25 protein-coding genes are annotated in these 25,869 nt (G+C 45.4%); 2 read left to right on the forward strand and 23 right to left on the reverse strand.

Annotated features, from left to right (window positions below):
• Positions 1–174: 174 nt before the first annotated feature.
• On the reverse strand, positions 175–1,728 hold the full coding sequence (gene guaA, locus VEA_RS14040; RefSeq protein ID WP_005391523.1) for a glutamine-hydrolyzing GMP synthase: 1,554 nt from the start codon (positions 1,726–1,728) through the stop codon (positions 175–177).
• A 99-nt stretch (positions 1,729–1,827) separates the two neighbouring features.
• Positions 1,828–3,294, reverse strand: a complete 1,467-nt coding sequence (guaB, locus tag VEA_RS14045) for an IMP dehydrogenase (protein ID WP_005391524.1) — start codon at positions 3,292–3,294, stop codon at positions 1,828–1,830.
• A gap of 231 nt (positions 3,295–3,525) precedes the next feature.
• Here guaB and xseA point away from each other — a divergent pair, with 231 nt between their 5' ends.
• Positions 3,526–4,857, forward strand: a complete 1,332-nt coding sequence (gene xseA / locus VEA_RS14050; RefSeq protein WP_012842111.1) for an exodeoxyribonuclease VII large subunit — start codon at positions 3,526–3,528, stop codon at positions 4,855–4,857.
• A 13-nt stretch (positions 4,858–4,870) separates the two neighbouring features.
• Here the strand turns inward: xseA and VEA_RS14055 are convergent, their stop codons facing one another.
• The 20 genes from VEA_RS14055 to trmJ form a co-directional block, all read right to left on the reverse strand.
• Complete coding sequence (locus VEA_RS14055; RefSeq protein ID WP_012842112.1) at positions 4,871–5,095, reverse strand: zinc ribbon domain-containing protein; 225 nt, start codon at positions 5,093–5,095, stop codon at positions 4,871–4,873.
• A gap of 309 nt (positions 5,096–5,404) precedes the next feature.
• Positions 5,405–6,280: an alanyl-tRNA editing protein gene (locus tag VEA_RS14060; protein WP_041853054.1), complete on the reverse strand. Its 876-nt coding sequence runs from the start codon at positions 6,278–6,280 to the stop codon at positions 5,405–5,407.
• Positions 6,281–6,339: 59 nt separating this feature from the next.
• Positions 6,340–7,836 carry a ribosome biogenesis GTPase Der gene (gene der, locus VEA_RS14065; RefSeq protein WP_005391527.1) on the reverse strand — a complete coding sequence of 499 codons (1,497 nt, stop codon included), beginning with the start codon at positions 7,834–7,836 and terminating at the stop codon, positions 6,340–6,342.
• 167 nt (positions 7,837–8,003) lie between these two features.
• Positions 8,004–9,164, reverse strand: a complete 1,161-nt coding sequence (gene bamB, locus VEA_RS14070) for an outer membrane protein assembly factor BamB (RefSeq protein WP_006741881.1) — start codon at positions 9,162–9,164, stop codon at positions 8,004–8,006.
• Positions 9,165–9,176: 12 nt separating this feature from the next.
• Entirely contained in the window at positions 9,177–9,791 is a 615-nt protein-coding gene (locus tag VEA_RS14075; RefSeq protein WP_005391529.1) for a YfgM family protein, read from the reverse strand.
• 126 nt (positions 9,792–9,917) lie between these two features.
• Complete coding sequence (hisS, locus tag VEA_RS14080; RefSeq protein WP_006741882.1) at positions 9,918–11,186, reverse strand: histidine--tRNA ligase; 1,269 nt, start codon at positions 11,184–11,186, stop codon at positions 9,918–9,920.
• A 26-nt stretch (positions 11,187–11,212) separates the two neighbouring features.
• Entirely contained in the window at positions 11,213–12,331 is a 1,119-nt protein-coding gene (gene ispG, locus VEA_RS14085) for a flavodoxin-dependent (E)-4-hydroxy-3-methylbut-2-enyl-diphosphate synthase (protein WP_005391537.1), read from the reverse strand.
• Positions 12,332–12,337: 6 nt separating this feature from the next.
• Positions 12,338–13,309: a cytoskeleton protein RodZ gene (rodZ, locus tag VEA_RS14090; protein ID WP_006741883.1), complete on the reverse strand. Its 972-nt coding sequence runs from the start codon at positions 13,307–13,309 to the stop codon at positions 12,338–12,340.
• Between the two features lie 435 nt (positions 13,310–13,744).
• A complete protein-coding gene (gene rlmN / locus VEA_RS14095) occupies positions 13,745–14,872 on the reverse strand; it encodes a dual-specificity RNA methyltransferase RlmN (protein WP_005391540.1) in 1,128 nt (375 codons plus the stop codon).
• A 377-nt stretch (positions 14,873–15,249) separates the two neighbouring features.
• The gene (gene ndk, locus VEA_RS14100) at positions 15,250–15,675 is read right to left on the reverse strand and encodes a nucleoside-diphosphate kinase (RefSeq protein ID WP_005391542.1); all 426 of its coding nucleotides are present in this window, start codon (positions 15,673–15,675) and stop codon (positions 15,250–15,252) included.
• Positions 15,676–15,769: 94 nt separating this feature from the next.
• On the reverse strand, positions 15,770–17,068 hold the full coding sequence (pepB, locus tag VEA_RS14105) for an aminopeptidase PepB (RefSeq protein ID WP_006741884.1): 1,299 nt from the start codon (positions 17,066–17,068) through the stop codon (positions 15,770–15,772).
• 161 nt (positions 17,069–17,229) lie between these two features.
• Positions 17,230–17,424 (reverse strand): Fe-S cluster assembly protein IscX, encoded by a 195-nt coding sequence (iscX, locus tag VEA_RS14110; protein WP_005391546.1) that lies wholly within the window; start codon positions 17,422–17,424, stop codon positions 17,230–17,232.
• A 44-nt stretch (positions 17,425–17,468) separates the two neighbouring features.
• Complete coding sequence (gene fdx / locus VEA_RS14115; protein WP_005391548.1) at positions 17,469–17,807, reverse strand: ISC system 2Fe-2S type ferredoxin; 339 nt, start codon at positions 17,805–17,807, stop codon at positions 17,469–17,471.
• Positions 17,808–17,820: 13 nt separating this feature from the next.
• Positions 17,821–19,674: a Fe-S protein assembly chaperone HscA gene (gene hscA / locus VEA_RS14120; protein ID WP_006741885.1), complete on the reverse strand. Its 1,854-nt coding sequence runs from the start codon at positions 19,672–19,674 to the stop codon at positions 17,821–17,823.
• Between the two features lie 21 nt (positions 19,675–19,695).
• Positions 19,696–20,211, reverse strand: coding sequence for a co-chaperone HscB (gene hscB / locus VEA_RS14125; RefSeq protein ID WP_012842113.1), 516 nt, complete (start codon positions 20,209–20,211; stop codon positions 19,696–19,698).
• A 55-nt stretch (positions 20,212–20,266) separates the two neighbouring features.
• Entirely contained in the window at positions 20,267–20,590 is a 324-nt protein-coding gene (gene iscA, locus VEA_RS14130) for an iron-sulfur cluster assembly protein IscA (protein ID WP_005391554.1), read from the reverse strand.
• Positions 20,591–20,660: 70 nt separating this feature from the next.
• Entirely contained in the window at positions 20,661–21,044 is a 384-nt protein-coding gene (gene iscU, locus VEA_RS14135) for a Fe-S cluster assembly scaffold IscU (RefSeq protein WP_005381718.1), read from the reverse strand.
• 38 nt (positions 21,045–21,082) lie between these two features.
• Positions 21,083–22,297 carry an IscS subfamily cysteine desulfurase gene (locus VEA_RS14140; protein WP_006741886.1) on the reverse strand — a complete coding sequence of 405 codons (1,215 nt, stop codon included), beginning with the start codon at positions 22,295–22,297 and terminating at the stop codon, positions 21,083–21,085.
• Positions 22,298–22,325: 28 nt separating this feature from the next.
• The gene (gene iscR / locus VEA_RS14145) at positions 22,326–22,832 is read right to left on the reverse strand and encodes a Fe-S cluster assembly transcriptional regulator IscR (RefSeq protein ID WP_041852989.1); all 507 of its coding nucleotides are present in this window, start codon (positions 22,830–22,832) and stop codon (positions 22,326–22,328) included.
• A gap of 125 nt (positions 22,833–22,957) precedes the next feature.
• Positions 22,958–23,677, reverse strand: coding sequence for a tRNA (cytosine(32)/uridine(32)-2'-O)-methyltransferase TrmJ (trmJ, locus tag VEA_RS14150; RefSeq protein ID WP_006741887.1), 720 nt, complete (start codon positions 23,675–23,677; stop codon positions 22,958–22,960).
• A gap of 231 nt (positions 23,678–23,908) precedes the next feature.
• On the opposite strand from trmJ, the gene suhB reads away from it, so the two are divergent.
• Entirely contained in the window at positions 23,909–24,712 is an 804-nt protein-coding gene (suhB, locus tag VEA_RS14155) for an inositol-1-monophosphatase (RefSeq protein ID WP_012842115.1), read from the forward strand.
• A gap of 209 nt (positions 24,713–24,921) precedes the next feature.
• Here the strand turns inward: suhB and secF are convergent, their stop codons facing one another.
• A complete protein-coding gene (gene secF, locus VEA_RS14160; RefSeq protein ID WP_005391572.1) occupies positions 24,922–25,869 on the reverse strand; it encodes a protein translocase subunit SecF in 948 nt (315 codons plus the stop codon).

Here is a 25,869-nt window from a genome sequence, read left to right on the forward strand (position 1 = left end):
GTAATCCATGGCATTACCGATGAATCATACCCATCAAAATACCACGGTCAAACCGTGCTTGGCGTTGCCAGACATTGCCAAAAATGACTAAGCCAAAAACAAAAAAAGTCCGCAATTACGCGGACTTAAGTATGATTTAGTGCCTGTTAGTACCAGACGTTTCCGGTTGGGGAATTATTCCCACTCGATTGTCGCTGGTGGCTTACCAGAAATGTCGTAAACAACACGAGAAATGCCATCAACTTCGTTGATAATACGGTTAGATACCTTACCTAGGAAGTCGTATGGTAGGTGCGCCCAGTGTGCCGTCATAAAGTCGATGGTTTCTACTGCACGTAGTGATACAACCCAGTCGTATTTACGGCCATCGCCCATTACACCTACAGAGCGAACTGGTAGGAATACCGTGAACGCTTGAGATACTTTGTCATATAGGTCTGCAGCGTGAAGCTCTTCAATGAAGATAGCATCAGCACGACGTAGCAAGTCACAGTATTCTTTCTTGATTTCACCAAGAACACGAACACCTAGACCTGGACCTGGGAATGGGTGGCGGTAAAGCATGTTATAAGGCAGGCCTAATTCTAGACCAATCTTACGAACTTCATCTTTGAACAGCTCACGTAGTGGCTCAACAAGACCCATTTCCATTTCATCTGGTAGACCACCCACATTGTGGTGTGATTTTATCACGTGCGCTTTACCAGTCTTAGATGCCGCAGACTCGATTACGTCTGGGTAGATGGTACCTTGCGCTAGCCATTTTGCATTTTTCAGCTTTTTCGACTCTTCATCGAATACATCTACAAATACGTGGCCGATTGTCTTACGCTTCTCTTCTGGGTCAGACTTGCCTTTCAGAGCTTCAAGGAAACGATCTTCTGCATCAACTTTGATAATGTTTAGGCCGAACTTATCGCCAAACATATCCATCACTTGTTGGCCTTCGTTTAGACGAAGTAGACCGTTATCGACAAATACACACGTTAGCTTGTCGCCAATTGCGCGGTGCACCAGCATCGCAACAACAGATGAATCCACACCACCAGATAAGCCTAGGATAACTTCGTCGTCACCCACTTGCTCTTTAATGCGAGCAACCGCGTCTTCGATGATAGATTCCGATGTCCATAGACGCTCACAGCCACATACGCCAAGAACAAAGTTCTCAAGCATTTGTAGGCCACCTTTTGTGTGTGTCACTTCTGGGTGGAACTGAACGCCGTAGTATTTCTTCTCTTCGTTCGCCATCGCAGCGTAAGGACAAGTGTCTGTCTCACCAACTTTTACGAAATCGGCTGGGATCTCTACTACTTTGTCGCCGTGGCTCATCCATACGTCTTGAGTTGCTTCAAGATCTTTAAATAAGGCACATTCACCAGAAACTTTAACCTGAGCGTAGCCAAACTCACGTTCGTTAGAGCCTGCTACTTTGCCACCTAGTTGTTCCGCCATAGTTTGCATGCCGTAACATACGCCAAGTAAAGGAACACCAGAGTCAAATACATATTGAGGCGCGCGTGGAGAGTTCTCTTCCGTTACGCTTTCTGGACCGCCAGATAGGATAATGCCATCTGGGTTGAATTCGCGAATATCCGCTTCTTCTACATCCCAGCTCCATAGTTCACAGTAAACGCCGATTTCACGTACGCGGCGTGCTACTAATTGAGTGTACTGAGAACCGAAGTCCAAGATCAGAATACGTTGGTCATGGATATTTTTAGTCATTTTGAGCAGTCTTTTTAAGGCTAAGTGATTAAAACCGAGGCGAGTGTACTCGCCTCTTCTTAATGCTTCAAGGAAAAAGCAAACGTTTCCGTTAAGTAATCAGTTCCCTAGACGGTAGTTCGGTGCTTCCTTAGTAATTTGAACATCGTGTACATGAGACTCTTGCATACCAGCACCAGAGATACGTACAAATTCAGCTTTCGTACGCATATCTTCGATAGTTGCAGAGCCAGTTAGACCCATGCTTGAACGTAGACCACCCATTTGTTGGTGTACGATCTCTTTTAGACGGCCTTTGTATGCGATACGACCTTCGATACCTTCTGGTACTAGCTTGTCCGCTGCGTTGTCAGACTGGAAGTAACGGTCAGAAGAACCTTGAGACATTGCACCAAGAGAACCCATGCCACGGTAAGACTTGTAAGAACGGCCGTTGTATAGAATCACTTCACCCGGCGCTTCTTCAGTACCTGCAAACATAGAACCAACCATCACACATGATGCGCCTGCTACGATTGCTTTACAGATATCACCTGAGAAACGGATACCACCGTCAGCGATAACTGGAATACCATAATCATTAGCAACTTCTGCCGCATCTGCGATTGCAGTGATTTGTGGAACTCCCACACCCGTTACAATACGAGTTGTACAGATAGAACCAGGGCCGATACCAACTTTCACTGCGCTTACGCCAGCTTCGATTAGTGCTTTAGCACCAGCACCTGTTGCTACGTTACCACCGATGATGTCTAGATCTGGGTAAGCTGCACGTGTTTCACGAATGCGGCTTAGAACACCTTCAGAATGACCGTGTGAAGAGTCGATAAGTAGAACGTCAACGCCAGCTTCAACTAGTGCAGCAACTCGCTCTTCGTTACCAGCACCAGCACCAACTGCTGCGCCAACACGTAGGCGACCACGCTCATCTTTACATGCGTTTGGTTTACGTTCTGCTTTGTGGAAGTCTTTCGCAGTAATCATACCGGTTAGTTGGAACTCATCATTCACAACCAATACTTTCTCTACGCGAGCTTCGTGCATTTTCTCTTGCACTTCTTCTCGTGTAGCACCTTCTTTAACCGCTGCCAACTTCTCTTTTGGCGTCATTACTGAAGATACTTTCTTAGAAAGGTCCGTCACAAAACGAACGTCACGACCAGTGATAATACCAACAAGCTCATTGCTCTCAGTGACAACAGGGAAACCTGCAAAACCATGCTTTTCAGTGAGTGCAACAACATCAGCGATGGTCGCGTCAGGGTTTACTGTAACCGCGTCAGTCACCATACCAGCTTCGAACTTCTTAACTTTACGAACTTCGGCTGCCTGCTGCTCAATAGACATGTTCTTGTGGATAAAGCCAATGCCACCCTCTTGCGCTAGCGCGATCGCTAGACGAGCTTCAGTAACAGTGTCCATAGACGCTGAAATCATAGGGATGTTTAGGGTGATGTTCTTAGTTAGCTGAGTGCGAAGATCAGCTGTGTTTGGGAGAACGGTGGAGTGTGCTGGCACAAGTAGTACGTCATCGAATGTCAGCGCTTCTTTGGCAATTCTTAGCATTTGCAATATCTCACAATTAGAGGAGTAAAAAGAACAATCCAATCTCATCGTTTCGCATAATGAGGGTAACCTGTGTTAGCAACAAGCTACATTTGGATTAGATATTGCGGAGGGATTATACGGTTAACGCAATCGCTTGACCACAAATTTTTTAATTTTTTTCTTGCAATTACCCCCTTGCTATGTATTATATTGCCGCTAATTTCCATACTCACGTCTAAGAGATTAGCTGTGCTCTCCAAGACCAATCAAAACATCTTTACTGTTTCTCGTCTCAACGCAGAAGTTCGTTTACTCCTTGAAAACGAAATGGGGATCGTTTGGCTCGTCGGAGAGATATCCAACTTTTCAGCTCCTGTCTCTGGTCACTGGTACCTCACTCTTAAAGACTCTCGCGCTCAAGTTAAATGTGCCATGTTTCGTGGTAACAATCGCCGCGTTACTTTCAAGCCCACTAACGGTAATCAAGTCCTAGTAAAAGCTCGTCTTTCTCTTTATGAGCCTCGCGGTGACTACCAATTGATCATCGAAAGCATGCAACCGGAAGGTGACGGCCGTCTTCAGCAAGAGTTTGAAGAGCTGAAAATGAAGCTTGCCGCAGAAGGGTTGTTCGCTCAAACCAATAAGCAACCTTTGCCTGAACACCCAAAACGTGTTGGCGTCATCACATCGAAAACTGGTGCCGCGCTTTACGATATCTTAGACGTATTGAAACGTCGTGATCCTTCCCTACCCGTTGTGATTTATCCGACAGTGGTACAAGGTGAAGATGCAGCCATTCAAATCGCACAAGCCATTGGTCGCGCTAACAGCCGTGATGAATGTGATGTGCTAATTGTGGGCCGAGGTGGTGGTTCATTGGAAGACTTATGGTGCTTTAACAACGAGATATTAGCTCGCACGATTGCAGCAAGCCAAATTCCTATTATTAGCGCCGTTGGACATGAAGTCGACGTGACAATAGCTGATTTTGTCGCCGACGTACGCGCGCCTACTCCATCAGCAGCAGCTGAGCTAGTAAGCCGTGATAACAGCCACAAAGATCAAGCTTTAGTTACCCGCCAGCATAAGTTAGCGAGCGCGATGCGTTACTACCTAGCACAACAAAAGCAGCAATCTGCGCAATTAGTGCACCGTCTAGAGAGACAGCACCCAAGCTATCGCTTGCAGCGTCAGACGCAACAGTTAGATGAGTTGGACATGCGCTTACAGCGAGCGATGAGTCGTTTTATTGCCTTGCGTCAACAGCGAATCGAGCGTCAACATTATCGGCTGCAATTAAATTCTCCTGTAACACGCCTTGCCGAGCAGAAGTCGAAGCTAGAACGTGTTGAGCAAAAGCTCATGGATGCAATGGATCGCAAGTTACTGACTATGCGCCATCAACTCGCGATTGCTGCAGAGAAGTTAGACACCGTCAGCCCGCTAGCGACATTGAAACGAGGTTACTCAATTACTCAAACTGAGCAAGGTAAAGTGATTACTCAATCTTCAGATGTAAAATCGGGAGATGTATTGATTACTCGATTAGCCGAAGGCGACGTTCGTTCTACCGTTAACTGAATACAAACTCTGGTTAACTGATTTTCTGGAACTCAAATCGGACACGTGATTTTGATTTGAGTTCATTACACACATTACAAAAGTAACTCGCAGCACCGCATGCTTGCAGCTTCTCCAGCTCCGCCTCACAATCAGGGCAAAAACCTACTTTTTTAAAATCCGATTCACACTGTGCACAATGGTATTGTCCTGTCCATTCCAGTTCGACATTGCAAGTCGGGCAAATGTTCTGCTGCATATCCCGTTCCTCTCTCTAAACTAAGCAATTTCGAGTAACGCATGCTACTCAAAATAACGAACAAGTATGTTGATCTTCATCACCGCCCCAACAAGTTTCACGAGGCGCTAACCATACTTGATAAGTAGGATCTTATACTGATCGTCTGATATTTACTCCTTGATCAGCGATCACCCCTTAAAAGAATATTTATATAACCACACACCGAAAGCATAAGTTACATATTCTGTATTCCAATTTAATACAGAATAAAAACCCTTAAGTTAATTTAATTAAACAAAAAATTAGAATTTAATAAAAAGATCTTATTCAGAAAGCCGCGTTTACATTGGTGTGCATTTCGATAGTTTGAGCGTCGAGCTCAACGAGTTTAACTTGGATAAAAGCAAACTCATTTAAATGGCTCGCATGCGTTCCACCACAAGGGATTACCGCTAATTGACCTTCCCCTAAATCGCATTTCCAATAGCGAGAGTCAGTTAATCTATCGCCGTGGCATTCCATGGTGATCATCGCATCTCTTTGAAGCCATTCAACCAGTTGGTCATTCACTTTTTCTGCAATCGCCTGGAGGTCATTCAGCATATCTGCACTGTTTAATCCTCTTTTACGGAGTGTTTTGCCTAAACGGTACGTATCGAGGCACTTGTCTGGAGTGACATAACTCGTAACTTGCGCATAGCTATTAAAGTCATAATAACCATGCGGGTCTTTGCGGTCTGCGTCTTTTCGCCAATAGTCTTCCGCTAGTACTTTATTCAACGCCAAATACGCTAAGTGTCCTGCAGTGTGACCTCGGCTCAAAGCATTTTGATAGTCTTTATCTACCGCTAATATTACCAAGTCATTAATTGCAAGTGATTCCGTACGTGATAAAACATGCACGACGACAAACACCCAACCTTCAGCATCACGCTTTACAGGGATGTCACTACCCACATACAAAGCACCACTCTCCTGCTCCACTGCTCCAACTTGGCAATCTACTACGTCATGCTCAGCCCCATTCACCTTCAACGTTCCTTTGTCTGCAGGGTGATCCGGCCATATGTGACTAACGGGATGGAACGGCGTGACATCTGTAATAACGTAAGTCACTTCTTCCGTAGATTGAACGAGCTGTATTTGTGCTTCTAATTGCCATGTTTGATGACAAAAACGAGTCTTTGTTGCTGTGATAGTCATTTTTACGATTACTTTTGATAAAAAAATACCCAAGTAGAAACTTGGGTATTCGAATTTCATTATTTATTGCGGTTTTTCACCATCGACATCATACGTTTGCGTTTACGCTCTTGTGATAGCGTAAGCTTATTCGTACGGTTCTCGTATGGGTTATCACTGTTGTGGAAGTTAATGCGAATCGGTGTTCCCATAATTTCCAGAGACTTACGGAAGTAGTTCATCAGATAACGTTTATACGAATCTGGCAATTCACGAACCATGTTACCGTGGATAACAACGATCGGTGGGTTGTAACCACCTGCGTGTGCGTATTTGAGTTTGATACGACGACCACGAACCATTGGCGGCTGGTGATCATCCACTGCCATCTTCATGATACGCGTCAGTACTGACGTACCCACACGCGTTGTCGCCGAGTTATATGCTTCTTGGATAGATTCAAACAAGTGACCAACGCCAGTACCGTGCAGCGCAGAGATAAAGTGGATACGCGCGAAATCGACGAATCCTAGACGGCGGTCCAGTTCTTTCTTCACGCTTTCTTTCACGTCACTGTCTAGGCCATCCCACTTGTTAACGGCGATGACAATTGAGCGGCCAGCATTCAGTGCAAAACCAAGCAAGCTTAGGTCTTGGTCTGAAATATTTTCACGTGCATCAATCACCAGTAGAACGACGTTTGCATCTTCTACCGCTTTCAGCGTCTTAACAACAGAGAACTTTTCAACCGTTTCATTGATACGACCACGACGACGAACACCTGCGGTATCAATTAGTACGTATTCGCGTCCATCACGCTCCATCGGGATGTAGATAGAATCACGCGTTGTACCAGGCATATCGTATACAACTACACGTTCTTCACCCAGAATACGGTTAGTCAGTGTCGATTTACCTACGTTAGGACGACCGATGATCGCCAACTTAATCGGCTGCTCTTGAAGGCGCTTGAATTCAGCTTCTGCGTCTTCTTCAGTGTAATCTTCAACAAGAGGCTCTTCGTCTTCGAATCCAGTCAGGTCTTCAATCTCACCTTCTTCAGATTCACTTGTTAATAGATCATCAAAGAATGGAGATAAAGCACGCTCAAGCAAAGCGGTCACACCACGGCCATGAGCGGCCGCAATCTGATACATATCATCCACGCCGAGCTGCCAAAAATCAGCACACGCCGCATCGGCATCAATACCATCTATTTTGTTTACTACCAGCATCGCTGGCTTTTCAATTTTACGCAGATGCGCAGCAATTGCTGCATCTGAAGGAGTCAGACCAGCACGACCGTCAACAAGGAACAATACAACATCAGCCTCATCAATCGCGGCTAATGACTGTTCTGCCATCTTTGTTTCCACGCCTTCTTCTGTGCCATCAATACCGCCGGTATCAATCACAATGAATTCGTGCTCTTCACCAAGTCTCGCCTGGCCATATTTACGGTCTCGCGTTAGGCCTGGAAAGTCCGCAACCAACGCGTCACGAGTGCGAGTCAATCGGTTAAATAGTGTAGATTTACCTACGTTCGGACGCCCTACTAGAGCTACAACAGGTACCATAACAACCTCTACAATAATCTTTCTTCTGTAGTTATAGGTAACGACTTGCTCGATGCCAAATCAAACCAGCTTTTTACCTATAACCACGTCAGGGTTAATAAATTCAAACAACAAAACGGCTCCTAGCTGTCACCAGCCAGGAGCCGAATGTGAATTATATCACGATATTATTCGTTAATGGTTAGTTTCTTTACATCGCCGTTGCGAGTTGTAATCACATAACCATCCGACAATAACGTCGGGCCAACGGCCAAGCCGCTATCATCGATAAACTGCTGCGCAACAAATTCGCCTGTTGAACGATCCATCCAGTGAAGGTAACCAAGCGTGTCACCGACAACGAGATAATTGCCGACAATAACTGGCGCTGTAAGTTGTCGGTGCTCAAGCAAGCTGTTTTCCCACAACTCAGTCCCACTTCGTGAATCAACGGCAACAACATGATCTTTTTCCGTTATCACAAAGATGCGGCTACCATCTGTAGAAATATCTGTTGCAGATGAGTAATTACGCTTCCAAATCGGGTTCGCTGAACGCAAGTCAATGGCTATAAGTTGGCCATTGTATCCAATGGTGAAAAGAGTACCGCCTAGCACAATTGGCGATGAATCAACGTCAACCAAACGATCAATTTCTGTCGCGCCTTTTGGCGTACCAACAGGCTGTTGCCAAATCAGCTGACCACGCTCAACGATAGCAGCTGCGAGTCGGCCATTTGCCGTTCCCCAAAATACACCGCCGCCAATTGCAGTCGGAGTACTGTCGCCACGTAAAGTTAGGTTCGGCACTTCTGTACTCAATGCCCAGCGTTGCTCACCTGTACTCTCATTAAGGGCAATCAACATGCCTCGGCTCGTATTGATGATAATAAGGCCTGAATCTGCAACTGGCTTCGCCAGTACCTCACCACCAACTTTCACACGCCAAACAACTTCACCTGTTTCTTGGTCAAGAGAGATGACTTCACCATTCTCAGAGCCAATATAAAGGTTTCCGTATGCTGCTGTGATACCACCAGAGAGACGAGCAATGACATCTTCTTCTAGGTCCGTTTGCCAACGTTGTTTACCGTTTTCAGGATCCAGCGCTTTTACTAAGCCATCGCGACTTGCCACGAACAATGTATCATTCGCAAATACAGGGGATAGCTTTGAAAAGTAATGACCAACACCATCGCCAACCGATGTGCTCCACTCACTACTGGTTGTAAATTCACTGTCTACCTGAGGTAGTGGCGCCATTACAATGGTATCTTTCTCACCAGCACAACCGGCAAGCACTCCCATTGTTAACACCCCTAACAAGGCTTTGTTAAAGACTCTTTTCATCCAATGCGGTCCTTATTTCGCCAGATCGTCCAATTTCATTTGTAGCGTCGGGCTTGCGTCTGCCGCTTGCTGAGCTTCAGTATACGCAGCGTATGCGGCATCTTTGTCACCTTGGCGAATCGCAATATCGCCACGAAGTTCAGCAATACGCCCTGTCCATGCTGCATCAGTGACGTTACTTAGCTCAGCCGTTGCAGCGTCAAAGTTACCCATTTCCGTTTCAATGCGTGCAATACGGTAACTAATCAATGGTAATAGCGCAGCATCTTGAGTGTTGCTTTGCGCCCACTTCAATTGCTCCAATGCAGCAGAAAGATCTTGAGCTTCAACTTGTGCTTTAGCAAGTTGTAGCGCAGCCAATACTGAATATTCTTTTACTTCATTTGACTCAATGAAAGCTTTCACGTCAGCTTGAGCATCAGTACCTTTATCTTGCAAAGCATTCATTGCTGTCGTGTAGCTTTGAGAAGCTGCTTCACTCGCCTGAATCACAGAATCCTGGTAGTAACGCCAGCCAAATAGACCACCTAAGCCAACAACCGCACCGATGATGACGGCTTTGCCGTTTTCCTTCCACCAGTCTTTAATGGCTTCAACTTGTTGTTCTTCAGTATCGTAAAGTTCCACTTCCTGTCCTCTTAAAACATGTAAATGGCAGCTTAGCTGCCATTGTTCCTATTTCGTTTAAAGGCTCCACATTTGGGAGCCTTAGCTTACGAACTAGGATGTAATTTTGTTAGATTACTAAAAGACTTAAATCAGTGCTGCGATCTTTTCTGCAACTTCTGCTTGGTTGTAAGTCTCTTGCTCACCACCGGCCAAGTCTTTCAGCACTACGGTATTATCCGCAACTTCGTTTTCACCCAGAACTAATGCTATAACAGCACCAACTTTGTCTGCACGTTTAAACTGTTTCTTGAAGTTACCGCCACCGAAGTGATTCATCACACGAACGCCAGGGATAGATTCACGAAGCTGCTCTGCTAGCTTCATTCCTGCCATCATGGTGCCTTCGCCTGCTGTTACTACGTAAACATCCACACTGCGACGAACGTCTGTTAGTTCTAGTGTTTCTAGCATCAGAACAAGACGCTCTAGGCCCATTGCAAAGCCAACTGCTGGTGTTGGTTTACCACCTAATTGCTCTACAAGACCATCGTAACGACCACCGCCACAAACGGTGCCTTGAGCACCTAGGCTTTCAGTGATCCATTCAAATACCGTGCGGTTGTAGTAATCCAGACCACGAACTAGACGTTCGTTAACTGTGTATTCGATACCTGCAGCGTCTAAAAGTTCACATAGACCTGCGAAGTGTGCTTTAGATTCTTCACCTAAGTACTCCGAAAGGCGAGGTGCATCACCTAAAATAGCTTGAACGTCAGGATTCTTCGTATCCAGAACACGCAGTGGGTTCGTGTGCATGCGACGCTTACAATCTTCGTCTAGCACATCGATATGTTGCTCAAGGAATGCAACCAGTGCAGTACGGTAGTCTGCGCGGTCTTCTTGAGAACCGATAGAGTTCAGCTCAAGACGAACATGTTCATTGATACCTAGCTCACGCCATAGTCGAGCCGTCATCATGATAAGCTCTGCATCAACATCTGGACCATTTAGACCAAACACCTCAACACCACACTGGTGGAATTGACGGTAACGACCTTTCTGCGGACGCTCATGACGGAACATAGGCCCCATGTACCACAGACGCTGTTCATCACGGTTGATCAGGCTGTTTTGAATACATGAACGTACACAACCCGCCGTACCTTCAGGGCGAAGTGTTAGGCTGTCTCCGTTACGATCATCAAAGGTGTACATTTCTTTTGAAACGACGTCTGTCTCTTCACCAACAGCGCGGCTGAATAGGTTTGTTTCTTCAACGATTGGCATGCGCACTTCGTTATAACCGTATGCGCTAATTACATTTTTCACTGTGTTTTCTAGTTTTTGCCACAGTGGCGACTGAGTTGGGAGGCAATCGTTCATGCCTCGAATTGCTTGAATTGTTTTTGCCACAATACTTACCGTAATTCTCGTTGAGATTAATCTTGTACTTTAACTTCGATGCGATTTTCGCCATTCATCATGGCGGCTTTCGCACGGATCTTAGCTTCTAGCTGATTCACAAGGTCATCGTTATCAAAGCGTTCTTTCTGGCGTTTGCCATCTTCGTAGAATGCGCTCTTCTTGTTACTGCCTGCTAGACCTAAGTGAGAAACTTCTGCTTCACCAGGGCCGTTTACCACACAACCGATGATAGACACATCCATTGGCGTGATGATGTCTTCTAAACGCTGCTCAAGTGCGTTCACCGTGCCAATCACATCAAATTCTTGGCGCGAGCAACTTGGGCAAGCAATAAAGTTGATGCCTCGAGAGCGAATACGCAGAGATTTAAGAATGTCGAAACCGACTTTGATTTCTTCAACTGGATCGGCAGCCAAAGAGATACGCAGCGTATCACCGATCCCTTCAGATAACAGCATACCTAAGCCAACAGATGACTTAACAGCACCAGCACGAGCACCACCCGCTTCTGTAATACCCAAGTGAAGAGGCTGATCGATTTTCTTCGCTAGCAGACGGTATGAATCCACCGCAAGGAAGACGTCTGAAGCTTTCACGCTAACTTTAAATTGGTCAAAGTTAAGACGATCGAGATGATCTACGTGACGCATCGCCGATTCAACTAAAGCTTCTGGCGTTGGTTCGCCGTATTTCATCTGTAAATCTTTTTCCAAAGATCCACCGTTGACACCAATACGGATTGGGATGTTTTTATCGCGAGCACAGTCAACAACAGCGCGAATGCGCTCTTCATTGCCGATGTTACCTGGGTTGATGCGTAAACAGTCAACACCGTACTCCGCCACTTTCAGCGCGATACGATAGTCGAAATGAATATCAGCCACTAATGGTACAGAAACTTGCTGTTTAATCAGTTTGAAAGCTTCTGCTGCGTCCATGGTAGGTACAGAAACTCGAACGATATCTGCACCGACTTTTTCTAGTGCTCGGATTTGAGCGACTGTCGCTTCTACGTCAGTCGTGCGAGTGTTAGTCATTGACTGTACGGCAATTGGCGCACCATCACCAATTGGCACATCACCCACATAAATACGCGTCGATTTACGACGAATAATTGGAGATTCGTGTTGCATAATTTTTTATAACGGTAGAGTGAATCTAGCTACTTTGCCTGAAGTATACCCAGAAAGGTCGACAGGTTCACTTGCAAATGTCATTGTAACCCCTTCCGGTGCGCCTAATATCACTTTAAACGGCGCTTTTCCGGTAAGTTCTACATCTTGTCCTGGTTTATGAGTACCACTTACCAGCGTTTTACCATTGGTGTCTTTTACTTGAATCCAACAGTCCGCTTTAAACTTCATAGTAAGAAGTGTCATGCCTTCAGGTACGACTGGCGCAGGCTGTTCCTCTTCCGCAGTTTCAATCACGGCAACAGGTTCTTCAGAATCTACGCTTGTTGTATTTTCAGTTTCAGCAAGCAGAGGATCGCTACCTTGCTCGACTGGTACTTCACTCGTTTCAACAACATCATTACTTGTTGAAACAACATCATTACTTGTTGAAACAACGTCTTCAGGAGTACTTGCGATTAATTCCTCAGCCGTCATTAAATCGATATCAGCTAACTCTTGCGCTGTGGGCTTCGGCGCTTCAACACTTGAATCCGTAACTTCCTTCGTTAGGCTATTCTCTTGCTGGTTTTGCCACCACCAAGCTGCAGAAATACCAATAATGACCAACCCGATAACCCAAGTCAGGAGCATGATACGGCTATTGTGCTTCTCATCTTTTGTTTTGCGAGAGAAACTCTGCATTTCAATTTCTTGCTCTTGTGGCTGTACATCTGCTGTCTGCTCTAACGCAGTCAAAACCATCTTCTCATCAAGGCCCACGAACTTCGCGTAAGAACGCAAGTAACCACGCGTAAATGTCGCAACTTGTTGAGACTCAAATCGGTTATTTTCAATATCTTCAATAACAGAAACGCGAAGCCTCAGGCGATCAGCAACTTGCTTTTGACTCATCCCAAGAGATTCGCGTTTGTTTTTCAGTAATGTGCCAGCTTCAATAGAAAGTGGCACTTCATTCGTATTTTCGTGTTCTGTCATAATGGTGGTATTTAATCTGTTTTAGTGGCTAACGTGGTTATGTATTTTCGTTATTGTTCTTAAGCCTCTTTAAAAGATAGCTAGCCTAAACGCGTTAACCAAAATAATAATTTTAAGAAACTCTCAGCGATTTGAGTGTGAATACCCGTTTTGCAAAAATCAGCAAAGCGTATGTGAGAAAATGCTGAGAATTATCGGTGTCATCGTTAATGTCACATATCATGATAAGCGAATGTGTAACGAAGACAAAAACTCTTTACACTCAAACTAACAGATAGCTCAAGCTTTTGTCCAAACTTTGACAAAGGAATTCGAAATTATACCCAAATAACCTCGAGTTGGAGAGTTGTCGTCATAAATCTTGGCAGAAATGCTCTTATCGCTAAACAAAATAGCCAGAGCAAATGGCTCTGGCTATTTTTGAATTCCGGTCGTTTATACGGCTTTTACTTCAATGGTATCAGCACCGCGCGACGCTTTTAACATTGCAGTACGTTTAGTTCGGTCAATCACATCACCGACTAACTGACCACACGCTGCATCAATGTCATCGCCACGAGTCTTACGAACCGTTACTGTATGCTCATATTGCATCAATGTTTTTTGGAAGCGATCGATACGTGAGTTACTTGGTTTCTTGTAAGGTGAACCTGGGTACGGGTTAAACGGAATCAAGTTAATCTTACATGGTGTGTCTTTCATCAGCTCAGCCAGTTCACGAGCATGGTCCATGTCATCATTCACATGATCAAGAAGTACGTACTCAACCGTTACCTTACCGCGGTTTGCATTCGATGAAGCGATGTAACGGCGAACTGATGCTAGGAAATCTTGAATATCCCAACGATCGTTAATTGGCATGATTTCACTACGCAGCTTATCGTTTGGCGCATGAAGGGAAATTGCCAACGCTACATCGATTTTGCCTGTCATCTGATCAAGACCAGAAACCACACCTGATGTAGATACAGTCACACGACGTTTTGACAAACCAAAGCCAAGATCGTCCAGCATTAGTTCTAATGCAGGGATCAAGTTCTTCATGTTTAGAAGCGGTTCACCCATCCCCATCATCACGACGTTAGTAATTGGGCGGCGACCTGTTTCTTTCTCAAGACCAATTTCACGTGCAGCGCGCCACACCTGACCGATGATCTCTGAAACTTTCAAGTTACGGTTAAAGCCTTGCTGTGCGGTTGAGCAGAACTTACATTCCAACGCACAACCTACCTGAGAAGACACACAAAGCGTTGCACGATCATCTTCTGGAATGTAAACCGTCTCCACATCCTGATCACCAACGTTCATCGCCCACTTGATCGTACCATCAGAAGAGTGCTGAGCTTCTGCGACTGTTGGTGCCTTGATTTCGCACTTGTGTAAAAGCTTTTCGCGCAGCTTCTTGTTAATGTTTGTCATTTTTTCGAAGTCATCTACACCGAAATGGTAGATCCACTTCATAACCTGATCGGCACGAAACGCTTTCTCGCCGAGTTCTTCTGCGAAAAACTGACGCATGCCTTTGCGATCAAAGTCGAGTAGATTGATTTTTTCAGTGGTCATGTTGCCTCTCAATGACTGAAACAAGAATAAGGGCGCGAATTGTACAGCCTTTATGCAGCTACAACAAGGGGTGTAAAACCCTGAGTTTGCTAAGGCATTAAAATCAAAATGATTAAATTTTAAGCGCCTCTTGCGCTATAAGTGGCTATTACACTATCAAAAGTAAAAGCGTAGAAATCGTAAAGGGAAAAGACTAAAAATAACTCACGTTACTGGGTTTTAAAGCCCATTATATAGTCAGACTAGTTAGCGTGTAAGAGATCACTTATGCAGTCAACATTGCCACTCAACTTAGGCATATGAAATGAAAAAGCCTCGGAAAGTTCCGAGGCTTTTCTGTATCAGAGCATCACTAACAAGTGCAGTATCACGCCTAATTAGCGAGAGAAAACCTCTGACTCAGGGAAGAAAAACTCAATTTCACGCGCTGCAGATTCAGGGCTATCGGAACCATGAACTGAATTGTGACGCATGCTAAGTGCGTAATCGGCACGAAGCGTACCGCATGCCGCTTCCTCTGGGTTAGTTTTACCCATCAGTTCACGGTAACGTGCAATCGCATTTTCACCTTCCAGTACCTGAACCATAATAGGACCAGATGTCATGAACTCTTTTAGTGGAGGGAAAAACTCTTTACCTTCATGCTCTGCATAAAAACCGCTTGCCTGATCTTCAGTCAGGTGAACCATTTTAGCAGCGACAATACGTAGGCCAGCCTTTTCAATACGGTTATAGATTTCACCAATTAGGTTTCGCTCTACCGCATCCGGCTTAATGATTGAAAATGTTCTTTCTAGAGCCATAAAGTTTCCTTTCTGTACTTGTAATAATAGTTGTGTTTTTAAAGTGACTTACTGGGTAAGAGCAGCACTCAAACAAGGAGTGCTGCAATCAATCTTATTTACCAGCTTGCTCATTGAGGAAACGAGCAAGTGTACGAACGCCCATACCCGTAGCTCCCGCAGCCCATTTATCAGACGCGGCTTTACGGTATGTACCCGCACAGTCGAAGTGCAACCAGCCTTTTTTGTAGTCTTCTACGAAGTAAGACAAGAATGCTGCTGCTGTGCTTGCACCCGGAGAGTAGTCGCCAGAACTGATATTCGATAGGTCAGCAAAGTTTGACGGCAGCATTCCACGGTGGAAGTCAGCAAGTGGTAGCGACCATAAACCTTCTTTTTCTTGGTTTGCCGCAGTGAGCGCTTGATGCGATAACTCGTCATCGAAACTCATTAGTGCGTGGTAATCATTACCCAACGCATTCTTCGCCGCACCTGTTAGTGTTGCACAATCAATGATTAACTCAGGTTTTTGTTCACTGGCGTAGATAAGGCCATCAGCAAGCACTAAACGACCTTCTGCATCGGTGTTCATGATTTCAACGGTTTTACCGTTTTTGTAGGTGATGATGTCGCCAAGCTTGAGTGCGCGACCAGAAACCATGTTCTCTGCACAACAAAGGATCAGTTTTACACGCTTGTTCAAACCACGAAGAATCGCCAGTGCAAGACCACCGGTGATGGTGCCTGAGCCACCCATGTCTGCTTTCATTGCGCTCATGAAGTTAGAAGGCTTCAAGCTGTAACCACCCGAATCAAAGGTGATACCTTTACCGACAAGACACGCGAATATTGGTGCGTTCTCGTCACCTGTCGGGTTGTAGTCTAGCTGGAGCATCGCAGAAGTACGCTCCGAACCACGGCCTACGGCGTAAATACCTTCCCAACCTTCTGCCAACAAGTCTTTGTCTTTGACGATACGAGCTGTCACTGTGCCTTTAGGTGCAACAGATTTGATGAATTCAGCGGCCATTGTCGCTAGCTGACGAGGGGCAACTTCTTCTGCGGTTTTATTGATGATATCTCGGGTAAAATCAGTCGCAGTAATACGCGCTTGAAGCTCTGCTTGATCTTCTTCAGACAATGCAGACCACTCAACCGAGCCATGTTTTTTTGGGTTACGGTAACCTTGGTGGAAAGCCCAAACGCTCTCTAAATCCCAGTTATCACCGGAAAGAAAAATAGAACGAATTCCTTGGCCATCTAGCTGACGAGCTGCACGTTGAATTGCACCAAGATCGTGACCTTCACCTAAATGAATGGTTGCGCCGTTTTCAGCGAATGAAAGCAGTGCTTTTTCACCCCAATGTGGTGCTGCCGACTCTTGACTTAAAAATACAGACATCTGTGTAGACATGGTTTCTCCTTGTCTTATAGCAGCGTTGCCTACGCTGCTTCTTTTTAATAACTCACGGATGTTAGCATTATGTAGGGCAAAAATGTCAATTGGATAAAAAAACGGACCTAAAGGTCCGCTTTTTTTATTAAGAATTGTTAACTAGGCTGTGTTTTACAGACTTAGTCTGCTTCATCCATCCAGCACATGATAACGGCTTCCAGAATCTTTTCGTTACAATGGTTTGGGTCATCTTCAAACTCATCTAACTCCATGATCCATTGATGAAGATCGGTAAAACGCACCGTTTGCGGATCAACATCTGGAAACTTGTCACAAAGTTCAATCGCGATATCGCGAGAATCTGTCCATTTCATTGCTCATCTTCCTTTTGCTTCTTCCCTATATTGGGAAGATAGTTTTAGTGATCTTCTGAAGCGTGGTTCAGCGTGTACTTAGGAATTTCTACTACTAAGTCTTCATCCGCAATTTTCGCCTGACACCCTAGACGTGATTCAGGCTCTAGACCCCACGCTTTATCCAGCATGTCGTCTTCCAGCTCTTCACTTTCTTCTAGCGAATCAAAACCTTCACGGATGATCACGTGACAGGTGGTACAAGCACATGATTTTTCACACGCATGTTCAATACCGATACCATTTTTTAGCGCTACGTCCAGAACGGTTTCACCAGTGTTTGCTTCCAACACTGCGCCTTCTGGGCACAAATCGTCGTGTGGTAATACAATAATCTTAGGCATAACTACTTATCTCTTATATATCGTCTACTGATTGACCTGACAGCGCAGCTCGAATCGATTTATCCATACGGCGCGATGCGAAATCTTGGCTCGCTTTATCGGTATCTTTAATGCCTTGCTCAATCGCATCTGCATCATCACCATTACGCAGCTCAATCAAGGCTTCGATGGCTTTTATCAGGTCTTGTTTCTCTTGTTCTGATAGTAGTTCGTCACCATCAGCTTGCATCGCTGCAATCAAACCTTCTATCACACGGTCGGCCTCAACACGCTGCTCCGCTAGCGCACGAGCTTGCATGTCTTCTTTAGCGTGCGTCATTGAATCACGCAGCATATCCGCCACTTCATTATCGCTTAACCCGTAAGAAGGTTTTACTTGAATCTCTGACTGAACACCGGTGCTCTTTTCCATTGCCGTAACAGAAAGAAGACCGTCAGCGTCAACTTGGTAAGTCACACGAATATGTGCCGCACCCGCCGCCATCGGTGGAATGCCTTTCAATGAGAAACGAGCCAGTGAACGACAATCATCAACCATTTCACGCTCACCTTGTACCACATGAACACTCATGGCCGTTTGGCCATCTTTGAATGTGGTAAATTCTTGCGCACGCGCAACAGGAATCGTGGTATTGCGAGGGATGATCTTCTCAACCAGACCACCCATGGTTTCAATACCAAGCGACAGTGGGATCACGTCAAGAAGTAACATTTCTGAATCAGGCTTGTTACCCGCTAGAATGTCGGCTTGGATACCCGCGCCGATTGCGACAACTTCATCAGGATTAATGCTTGTTAGCGGTGTGCGGCCAAAAAACTCGCCTACCATTTCACGAACCAGCAATGTGCGTGTTGAACCACCAACCATGACAACTTCGAGTACTTCGTCTGCGTTAACATCAGCATCTTTTAATGCACGACGACAAGACATTAGTGTTTTCTTCACTAATGGGCGAATCAGATCTTCGAACTGCTCACGAGTAACGGTGCCCTTCCAACCAAACACGTCAACGTCAACGCTGTCTTGCTCAGAGAAAGCAATCTTAGTCGCAGTAGCAATGTTCAGTAGCGTACGGTTTATTTCAGCAGAAAGTGGGGCTTCGAGACCCGCTTGCTCCATTAGGTAATCCGCTAACAGATGGTCAAAGTCATCACCGCCTAACGCAGAGTCACCACCTGTTGCTAATACTTCAAATACGCCTTTCGACAAACGTAGAATAGAGATATCAAATGTACCGCCACCTAGATCGTAAACCGCAATCACCCCTTCTTGGCCTGAGTCTAGGCCATAAGCAATTGCCGCGGCGGTTGGTTCGTTAAGCAGACGCAGCACATGAAGACCTGCTAATTTCGCGGCGTCTTTCGTACCTGCACGCTGAGCATCATCAAAGTAAGCAGGAACAGTGATCACAACACCCGCTAACTCACCACCTAACGTTTCTTCTGCTCGCTTACCTAGCGCTTTTAGAATGTCCGCAGATACTTCAATCGGGTTTTTGTCACCTTGAGGCGTTTGCAGGATTGGAAGACCATTTTCACTCTCTCTAAAACGATAAGGAAGTGAAGAGTAACGGGACTGAATGTCCTTTAATGAACGACCGATCAAACGTTTTACAGAGATAATAGTGTTCTCTGGTTCAAGCTCTGCTTTGGCTTTGGCTTCGTGGCCAACCGTTAACGTTTCCTCAGTGTAATTAACGACTGAAGGTAAAATAGTACGGCCCTGCTCGTCCGCAAGTGGAGTTGCATCGCCGCTACGTACAGAAGCAACCAAAGAGTTGGTAGTACCTAAGTCGATACCCGCTGCTAACTTATGCTCATGAGGTGCCGAGCTTTGGCCCGGTTCTGCGATTTGAAGTAGTGCCATGATAGGTCCTTGTCACGCTAACTAGCCGAGGAGTTTGTCTTCGACTAGTTCAATTTCGTTCTTTAGTTTGGCAATGAATTTTAGCTTACGAACTCGGTCTGCGGCTTCAGCCCAAAGACCATCATCAAGCTCTTGCTCGACGCTTGCCAGATGCTGTTTGTACATTTTGCTGACCTTAGAATCGAAGTCAAAAAGCGCCGATTCAGGATCGGTGCTGTCAGCAATTTCTTCCAGTTCTTCGCGCAGCTCCATTTGCTCCATTAAGAACATTGGATCTTGCATTGTCTGCTGTTCACCTCGGATCTCAACTCCCTGCTCTGCGAGGATGTACTCGGCACGGGAGATAGGATTTTTCAGAACTTGATAGGCATCGTTGATTTGCGCTGCCTTTTGCACCGCCATCAAACGGTCACGTTCAGATCCCGTTGCAAAGTTATCCGGGTGGAAGCGTTTTTGTAGTTCTCGGAACTGAGAAGAAAGAAGGCTACCATCCAGCTTAAACTGACTTGGTAGCCCAAATAATTCAAAGTGATTCATTAAGTTCGGGTCCTAGTAAAGCCTTCCGGACTCGCTTGCCCAGAAGGACAATCAATTAGACGTTGAAGCTTTCACCACAACCACATTCACTTTTCGCGTTAGGGTTGTTGAATTCAAAACCTTCATTCAACCCTTCTTTCACGTAATCCAATTCGGTACCGTCTAGGTACACTAAGCTTTTTTTGTCGATGATGATTTTCACTCCAGAGAGTTCAAAAACTTCATCTTCTTCGTTAAGCTCATCAACAAACTCAAGTACATATGCCATGCCTGAACAACCAGTCGTCTTCACTCCAAGACGTAAACCGATACCTTTGCCTCGGTTATCTAGGAATGCTCTTACGCGACTTGCCGCTGATTCTGTCATTGTGATGGCCATACTGCACCTTAGTCTGTCTAAATTTCGATTGGAATGGGAGCGTCAAAGCTCCCATTATATTACGGAATAATTATTCTTGGTGTTTTTTCTTGTAGTCTGCAACCGCTGCTTTGATTGCATCTTCAGCAAGAATTGAACAGTGAACTTTCACTGGTGGAAGCTCTAGCTCTTCAGCAATTTCAGAGTTTTTAATTGCTGCTGCTTCATCAACTGACTTGCCTTTTACCCACTCAGTTACTAGTGAGCTTGATGCGATTGCACTACCACAACCGTATGTTTTGAACTTCGCATCTTCGATGATACCTTCAGGTGTCACTTTGATTTGAAGCTTCATTACGTCACCACAAGCTGGAGCGCCAACCATGCCGCTACCTACTGATGGGTCTTCTTTATCGAATGAACCAACGTTACGTGGGTTCTCGTAGTGATCAATTACTTTTTCGCTGTATGCCATGATAAATTACCTCGAATCCTCTATTTCAATCCCTGAGATTAATGGTGAGCCCATTCAACAGTGCTCAAATCAATCCCTTCTTTGTACATATCCCATAGAGGAGACATGTCGCGTAGCTTAGTCACTGCAACGCGGATTTGTTCAATTGCGTAATCAATTTCTTCTTCAGTCGTGAAACGACCAAACGAGAAACGAACCGAGCTGTGAGCCAATTCATCATCCATGCCTAGGGCACGAAGAACGTAAGAAGGCTCAAGACTTGCAGACGTACAAGCACTACCAGAAGATACCGCTAGATCTTTAAGCGACATTAGTAGTGATTCACCTTCTACGAATGCGAAGCTGATGTTTAGGTTGTGTGGTACACGTTGCTCAAGGTCACCGTTTACCGTCACTGCTTCTAAGTCTTTCACGCCATCAAAAAGACGGTTACGAAGCGCTAAAGCGTGATCGTAATCTTTTTGCATGTCTTCTTTTGCAATGCGGAATGCTTCACCCATACCAACGACTTGGTGGGTAGGAAGTGTACCAGAGCGGAAACCACGCTCATGGCCGCCACCGTGCATTTGCGCTTCAAGACGAATACGAGGCTTACGACGAACGTAAAGTGCACCGATGCCTTTAGGGCCATAAACTTTGTGAGCAGAAAGCGAAATTAGGTCAACTTTCATCTCTTGAACGTCGATTGGTAATTTACCTGCAGATTGCGCTGCATCCACGTGGAAAACAATTTTACGCTCACGACACAATTCGCCGATCGCTGTAATGTCTTGAACCACACCAATCTCGTTGTTTACGTGCATAATAGACACAAGCACTGTGTCATCACGCATTGCCGCTTTAAGCTTCTCTAGATCGATCAAGCCATTTGATTCTGGCTCAAGGTAAGTCACTTCAAAGCCTTCACGCTCAAGTTGACGACATGGGTCAAGAACGGCTTTGTGCTCTGTTTTACAAGTGATTACGTGCTTGCCTTTCTTCGAGTAAAAGTGCGCTGCACCTTTAATAGCAAGGTTGTCTGATTCTGTCGCACCAGATGTAAATACGATTTCGCGAGGATCTGCATTTAGAAGGTCAGCAATTTGCTCACGAGCAGTATCGACCGCTTCTTCTGCCTGCCAGCCGTAACGGTGCGAACGCGACGCTGGGTTGCCAAATGTGCCATCCATTGTCATGTACTGAACCATTTTTTCAGCAACACGTGGATCAACTGGACATGTAGCGGAATAATCAAGATAAATCGGCAGTTTCATTCTCTACTCCAATGTAAAAAGCTGACCGCTAAGAGCGGACGTTTACACCGATGGGCGCGGCGGTTGTATTTTTGTTTGATAGCCCATGGGTTACCGCCAGATCAATGTCCTGACGATCAGAAATTTCGAGGACTTCATTGTCTGTCATCAACTCACCAAGAGTGATGTTATTCAAGAAGTCACTAATGCGAGAGCTTAAGTCGCGCCATAGCGTGTGAGTAAGGCAACGTGTTCCACCTTGGCAATCTCCTTTGCCCTGGCATTTGGTTGCATCGACTGACTCATCAACGGCTGCAATCACGGTACCAATAGCTATACTGTGTGCTTCGGCACCAAGTCGGTAACCACCACCAGGACCACGAACGCTGGCAACGAGACCTGCTTTACGCAATTTTGAAAATAGCTGCTCTAAGTAAGAGAGCGAGATCCCCTGACGCTCTGAGATGTCAGCAAGAGGCACAGGGTTTTGTTGCGAATGCAGTGCCACATCCAGCATGGCTGTCACCGCATATCTTCCTTTAGATGTAAGTTTCATACCACACCGTATCCACATGGTTTATAATGGTTAAGATTTTTCCATACCTGAGTAATTTGGTCAAGTATTTATTTGACCATTTTACTCAGGTATTCATCCTTACACCTAAAGCGGTTATTCTTTATTCAGAACTTCTTTTCTATCGAGGTTAAAATGCCGCGTAGAATATTGAGCTCCTGGGTTTCTGGCCGAGCACGAGAGAACAAGCGACGCAATTTATTCATCACCTGTCCTGGTTGCTCTTTATTGATAAACTGGGTCTCAACCATCACCTTTTCAAGATGCTCGAAGAACATTTCGAGCTCTCTATGACGTGGGTACTCTTCCGGCTCATTTGGGGCAAACTGGCTTTGCTCTAAGTTCAAATGCGCAACTCGTACTTCGTAACTCAGAGTTTGTACGGCCATCGCTAGGTTAAGCGAGCTATATTCAGGGTTAGCAGGAATGCAAACATGGTAGTGACACCTTTGCAGCTCTTCATTTGTTAGACCAGTTCTTTCACGACCAAACACGAGCGCGACAGGGTGTTTTCTACCCTCAACCGCAAATTTCTCACCACATTCACGTGGCTCAAGCATTGGCCATTCTAATGTACGAGAGCGAGCACTGGAGCCCACCACGAGACTGCAATCTTCAACCGCTTCTTCTAATGTGCCGACAATCTTTGCATTTTGAGCAATATCACCAGCACCCGCAGCCAAAGCAAGAGTTTGTTCGTCCACTTCACATTGTGGATCGACTAATACTAGTTGGCTTAAACCCATCACTTTCATAGCTCGAGCTGCTGAGCCAATATTGCCTGAATGAGAGGTACCTACGAGTACAATTTTTACTTGATCCAACATCTGTGTTTGCTACCTAAATTAAAACCGCAGAATGTTACCATAGTTTTTTAACACTCCCTAGGGCGAAGCAGGCCTCTCTTCTCATTCTTGGTCATTGTTCTCGTTCGCCTCAAGCTAAATACAATAAAACCACTGACTTTAGAACAAAAAATAACCACTTCCCTTTTTACTGATCTCTGGTATACTCGCCGCCGCTTTCATTTGTTCTTTAACATCCGTTGGGAAATTCGTATGCATCCAATGCTAAACATTGCTATTCGCGCTGCGCGAAAGGCAGGCAATCATATTGCTAAATCATTAGAAAACACTGATAAAGTAGAATCTACTCTTAAAGGCACTAATGACTTTGTCACTAATGTAGATAAAGAAGCAGAATACATCATCATCGATACTATCAAGCAGTCTTACCCTGAGCACTGTATCGTTGCTGAAGAACAAGGTCTTATCGAAGGTAAAGATAAAGACGTACAATGGATCATCGACCCACTGGATGGCACCACTAACTTTGTAAAAGGTTACCCACACTTCGCGGTTTCTATCGCTGTTCGTATCAAAGGCAAAACTGAAGTTGCTTGTGTTTACGATCCAATGCAAAACGAGCTATTCACTGCACAACGTGGTGCTGGCGCTCAACTAAACAGTGCGCGTATTCGTGTTGCTCAACTAAAAGACCTTCAAGGTACTGTTCTAGCAACAGGCTTCCCATTCAAGCAGAAACAACACGCTGAGTCTTACATCAAGATCGTTGGTGCGCTATTCACTGAATGTGCTGATTTCCGTCGTAGCGGCTCTGCTGCTCTTGACCTATGTTACGTGGCTGCTGGCCGTGTTGATGGTTACTTCGAGCTAGGTCTAAAACCTTGGGATATGGCAGCAGGTGAGCTTATTGCTCGTGAAGCTGGCGCAATCCTAACTGACTTTGCTGGCGGCACTGAGTACATGAAGTCTGGTAACATTGTTGCTTCAAGCGCTCGTGGCGTAAAATCTATCCTTAAGCACATCCGCGAAAACGGTAACAGCGCGATCCTTAAGTAAGATTTGAAAGTCATATTTAGCCCGTCACGCTGATGACTTTAGAAAGCCCCACTCAATGAGCGGGGCTTTTTTGTATCTACTGAACCGTATCTACTTAGCTGTAATGTAAGGCTCTCCATACAGTGAGGTTCTGCAAGCATACGGCTCGATTCAGATACAAAAAAACCGCTGATTGCTCAGCGGTTTTTGTTTTCGATTCTCAACCTGCCTTATGGCATTTCGTCGAACTCTGCGCCTTCTTTTTCTACTTGAGGTGGCATCAAGTGCTCTTTCTGGATGCCCAGTTTTAGCGCTAGTGCTGATGCTACGTAGATAGAAGAGTAAGTACCTACAGTGATACCAAGTAGAAGTGCGGTTGCGAAGCCGTGAATCATCGCACCACCCTGCATGAACAGTGCAATTACCACGAACAATGTTGTACCCGAGGTAATCAACGTACGGCTCAACGTTTGGGTGATTGAAGCGTCCATGATATCGGCTGGCTCACCTTTACGCATCTTACGGAAGTTTTCACGGATACGGTCAAACACAACGATGGTATCGTTGAGCGAGTAACCGACTACCGTTAATAATGCCGCGACGATGGTTAGGTCAACTTCTATTTGTAGGAATGAGAAAACACCTAACGTGATAATGATATCGTGAGCCAATGCCATAACCGCACCAGCCGCTAGACGCCATTCAAATCGCATCGAGACATAAAGCAGGATACAGATCAGCGACACGAGGATCGCTAGACCGCCAGCTTCTGTTAGCTCATCACCAACGTTAGGACCTACGAATTCAATACGACGCATTTCTACGCTTTCGCCAGTACCATCTTTGATAGCACCAATGATTTGGTTGCCCAGCGTTTCACCAGAAACGTCATCACGTGGACGAAGACGAACCATTACTTCACGAGCACTACCGAAGTTTTGTACTGTCGCATCACCAAAACCTTTCGCATCTAGAGCGGTTCGGATTTTTTCAAGGTTCGCAGGCTTTTCAAAGCCAACTTCAATTAGCGTACCGCCAGTGAAGTCTAGGCCCCAATTTAGCCACTTAGTTGACAAAGTGAAGATAGAAGCAGCAATCATAAAGATTGAAAAAACGAATGCTACTTTCGACCAACGCATAAAGCCGATCGTCTTCTCTGCTTTTAGAATTTGAAACAT

Source organism: Vibrio antiquarius (genome assembly GCF_000024825.1).
Lineage (GTDB): Bacteria > Pseudomonadota > Gammaproteobacteria > Enterobacterales > Vibrionaceae > Vibrio > Vibrio diabolicus.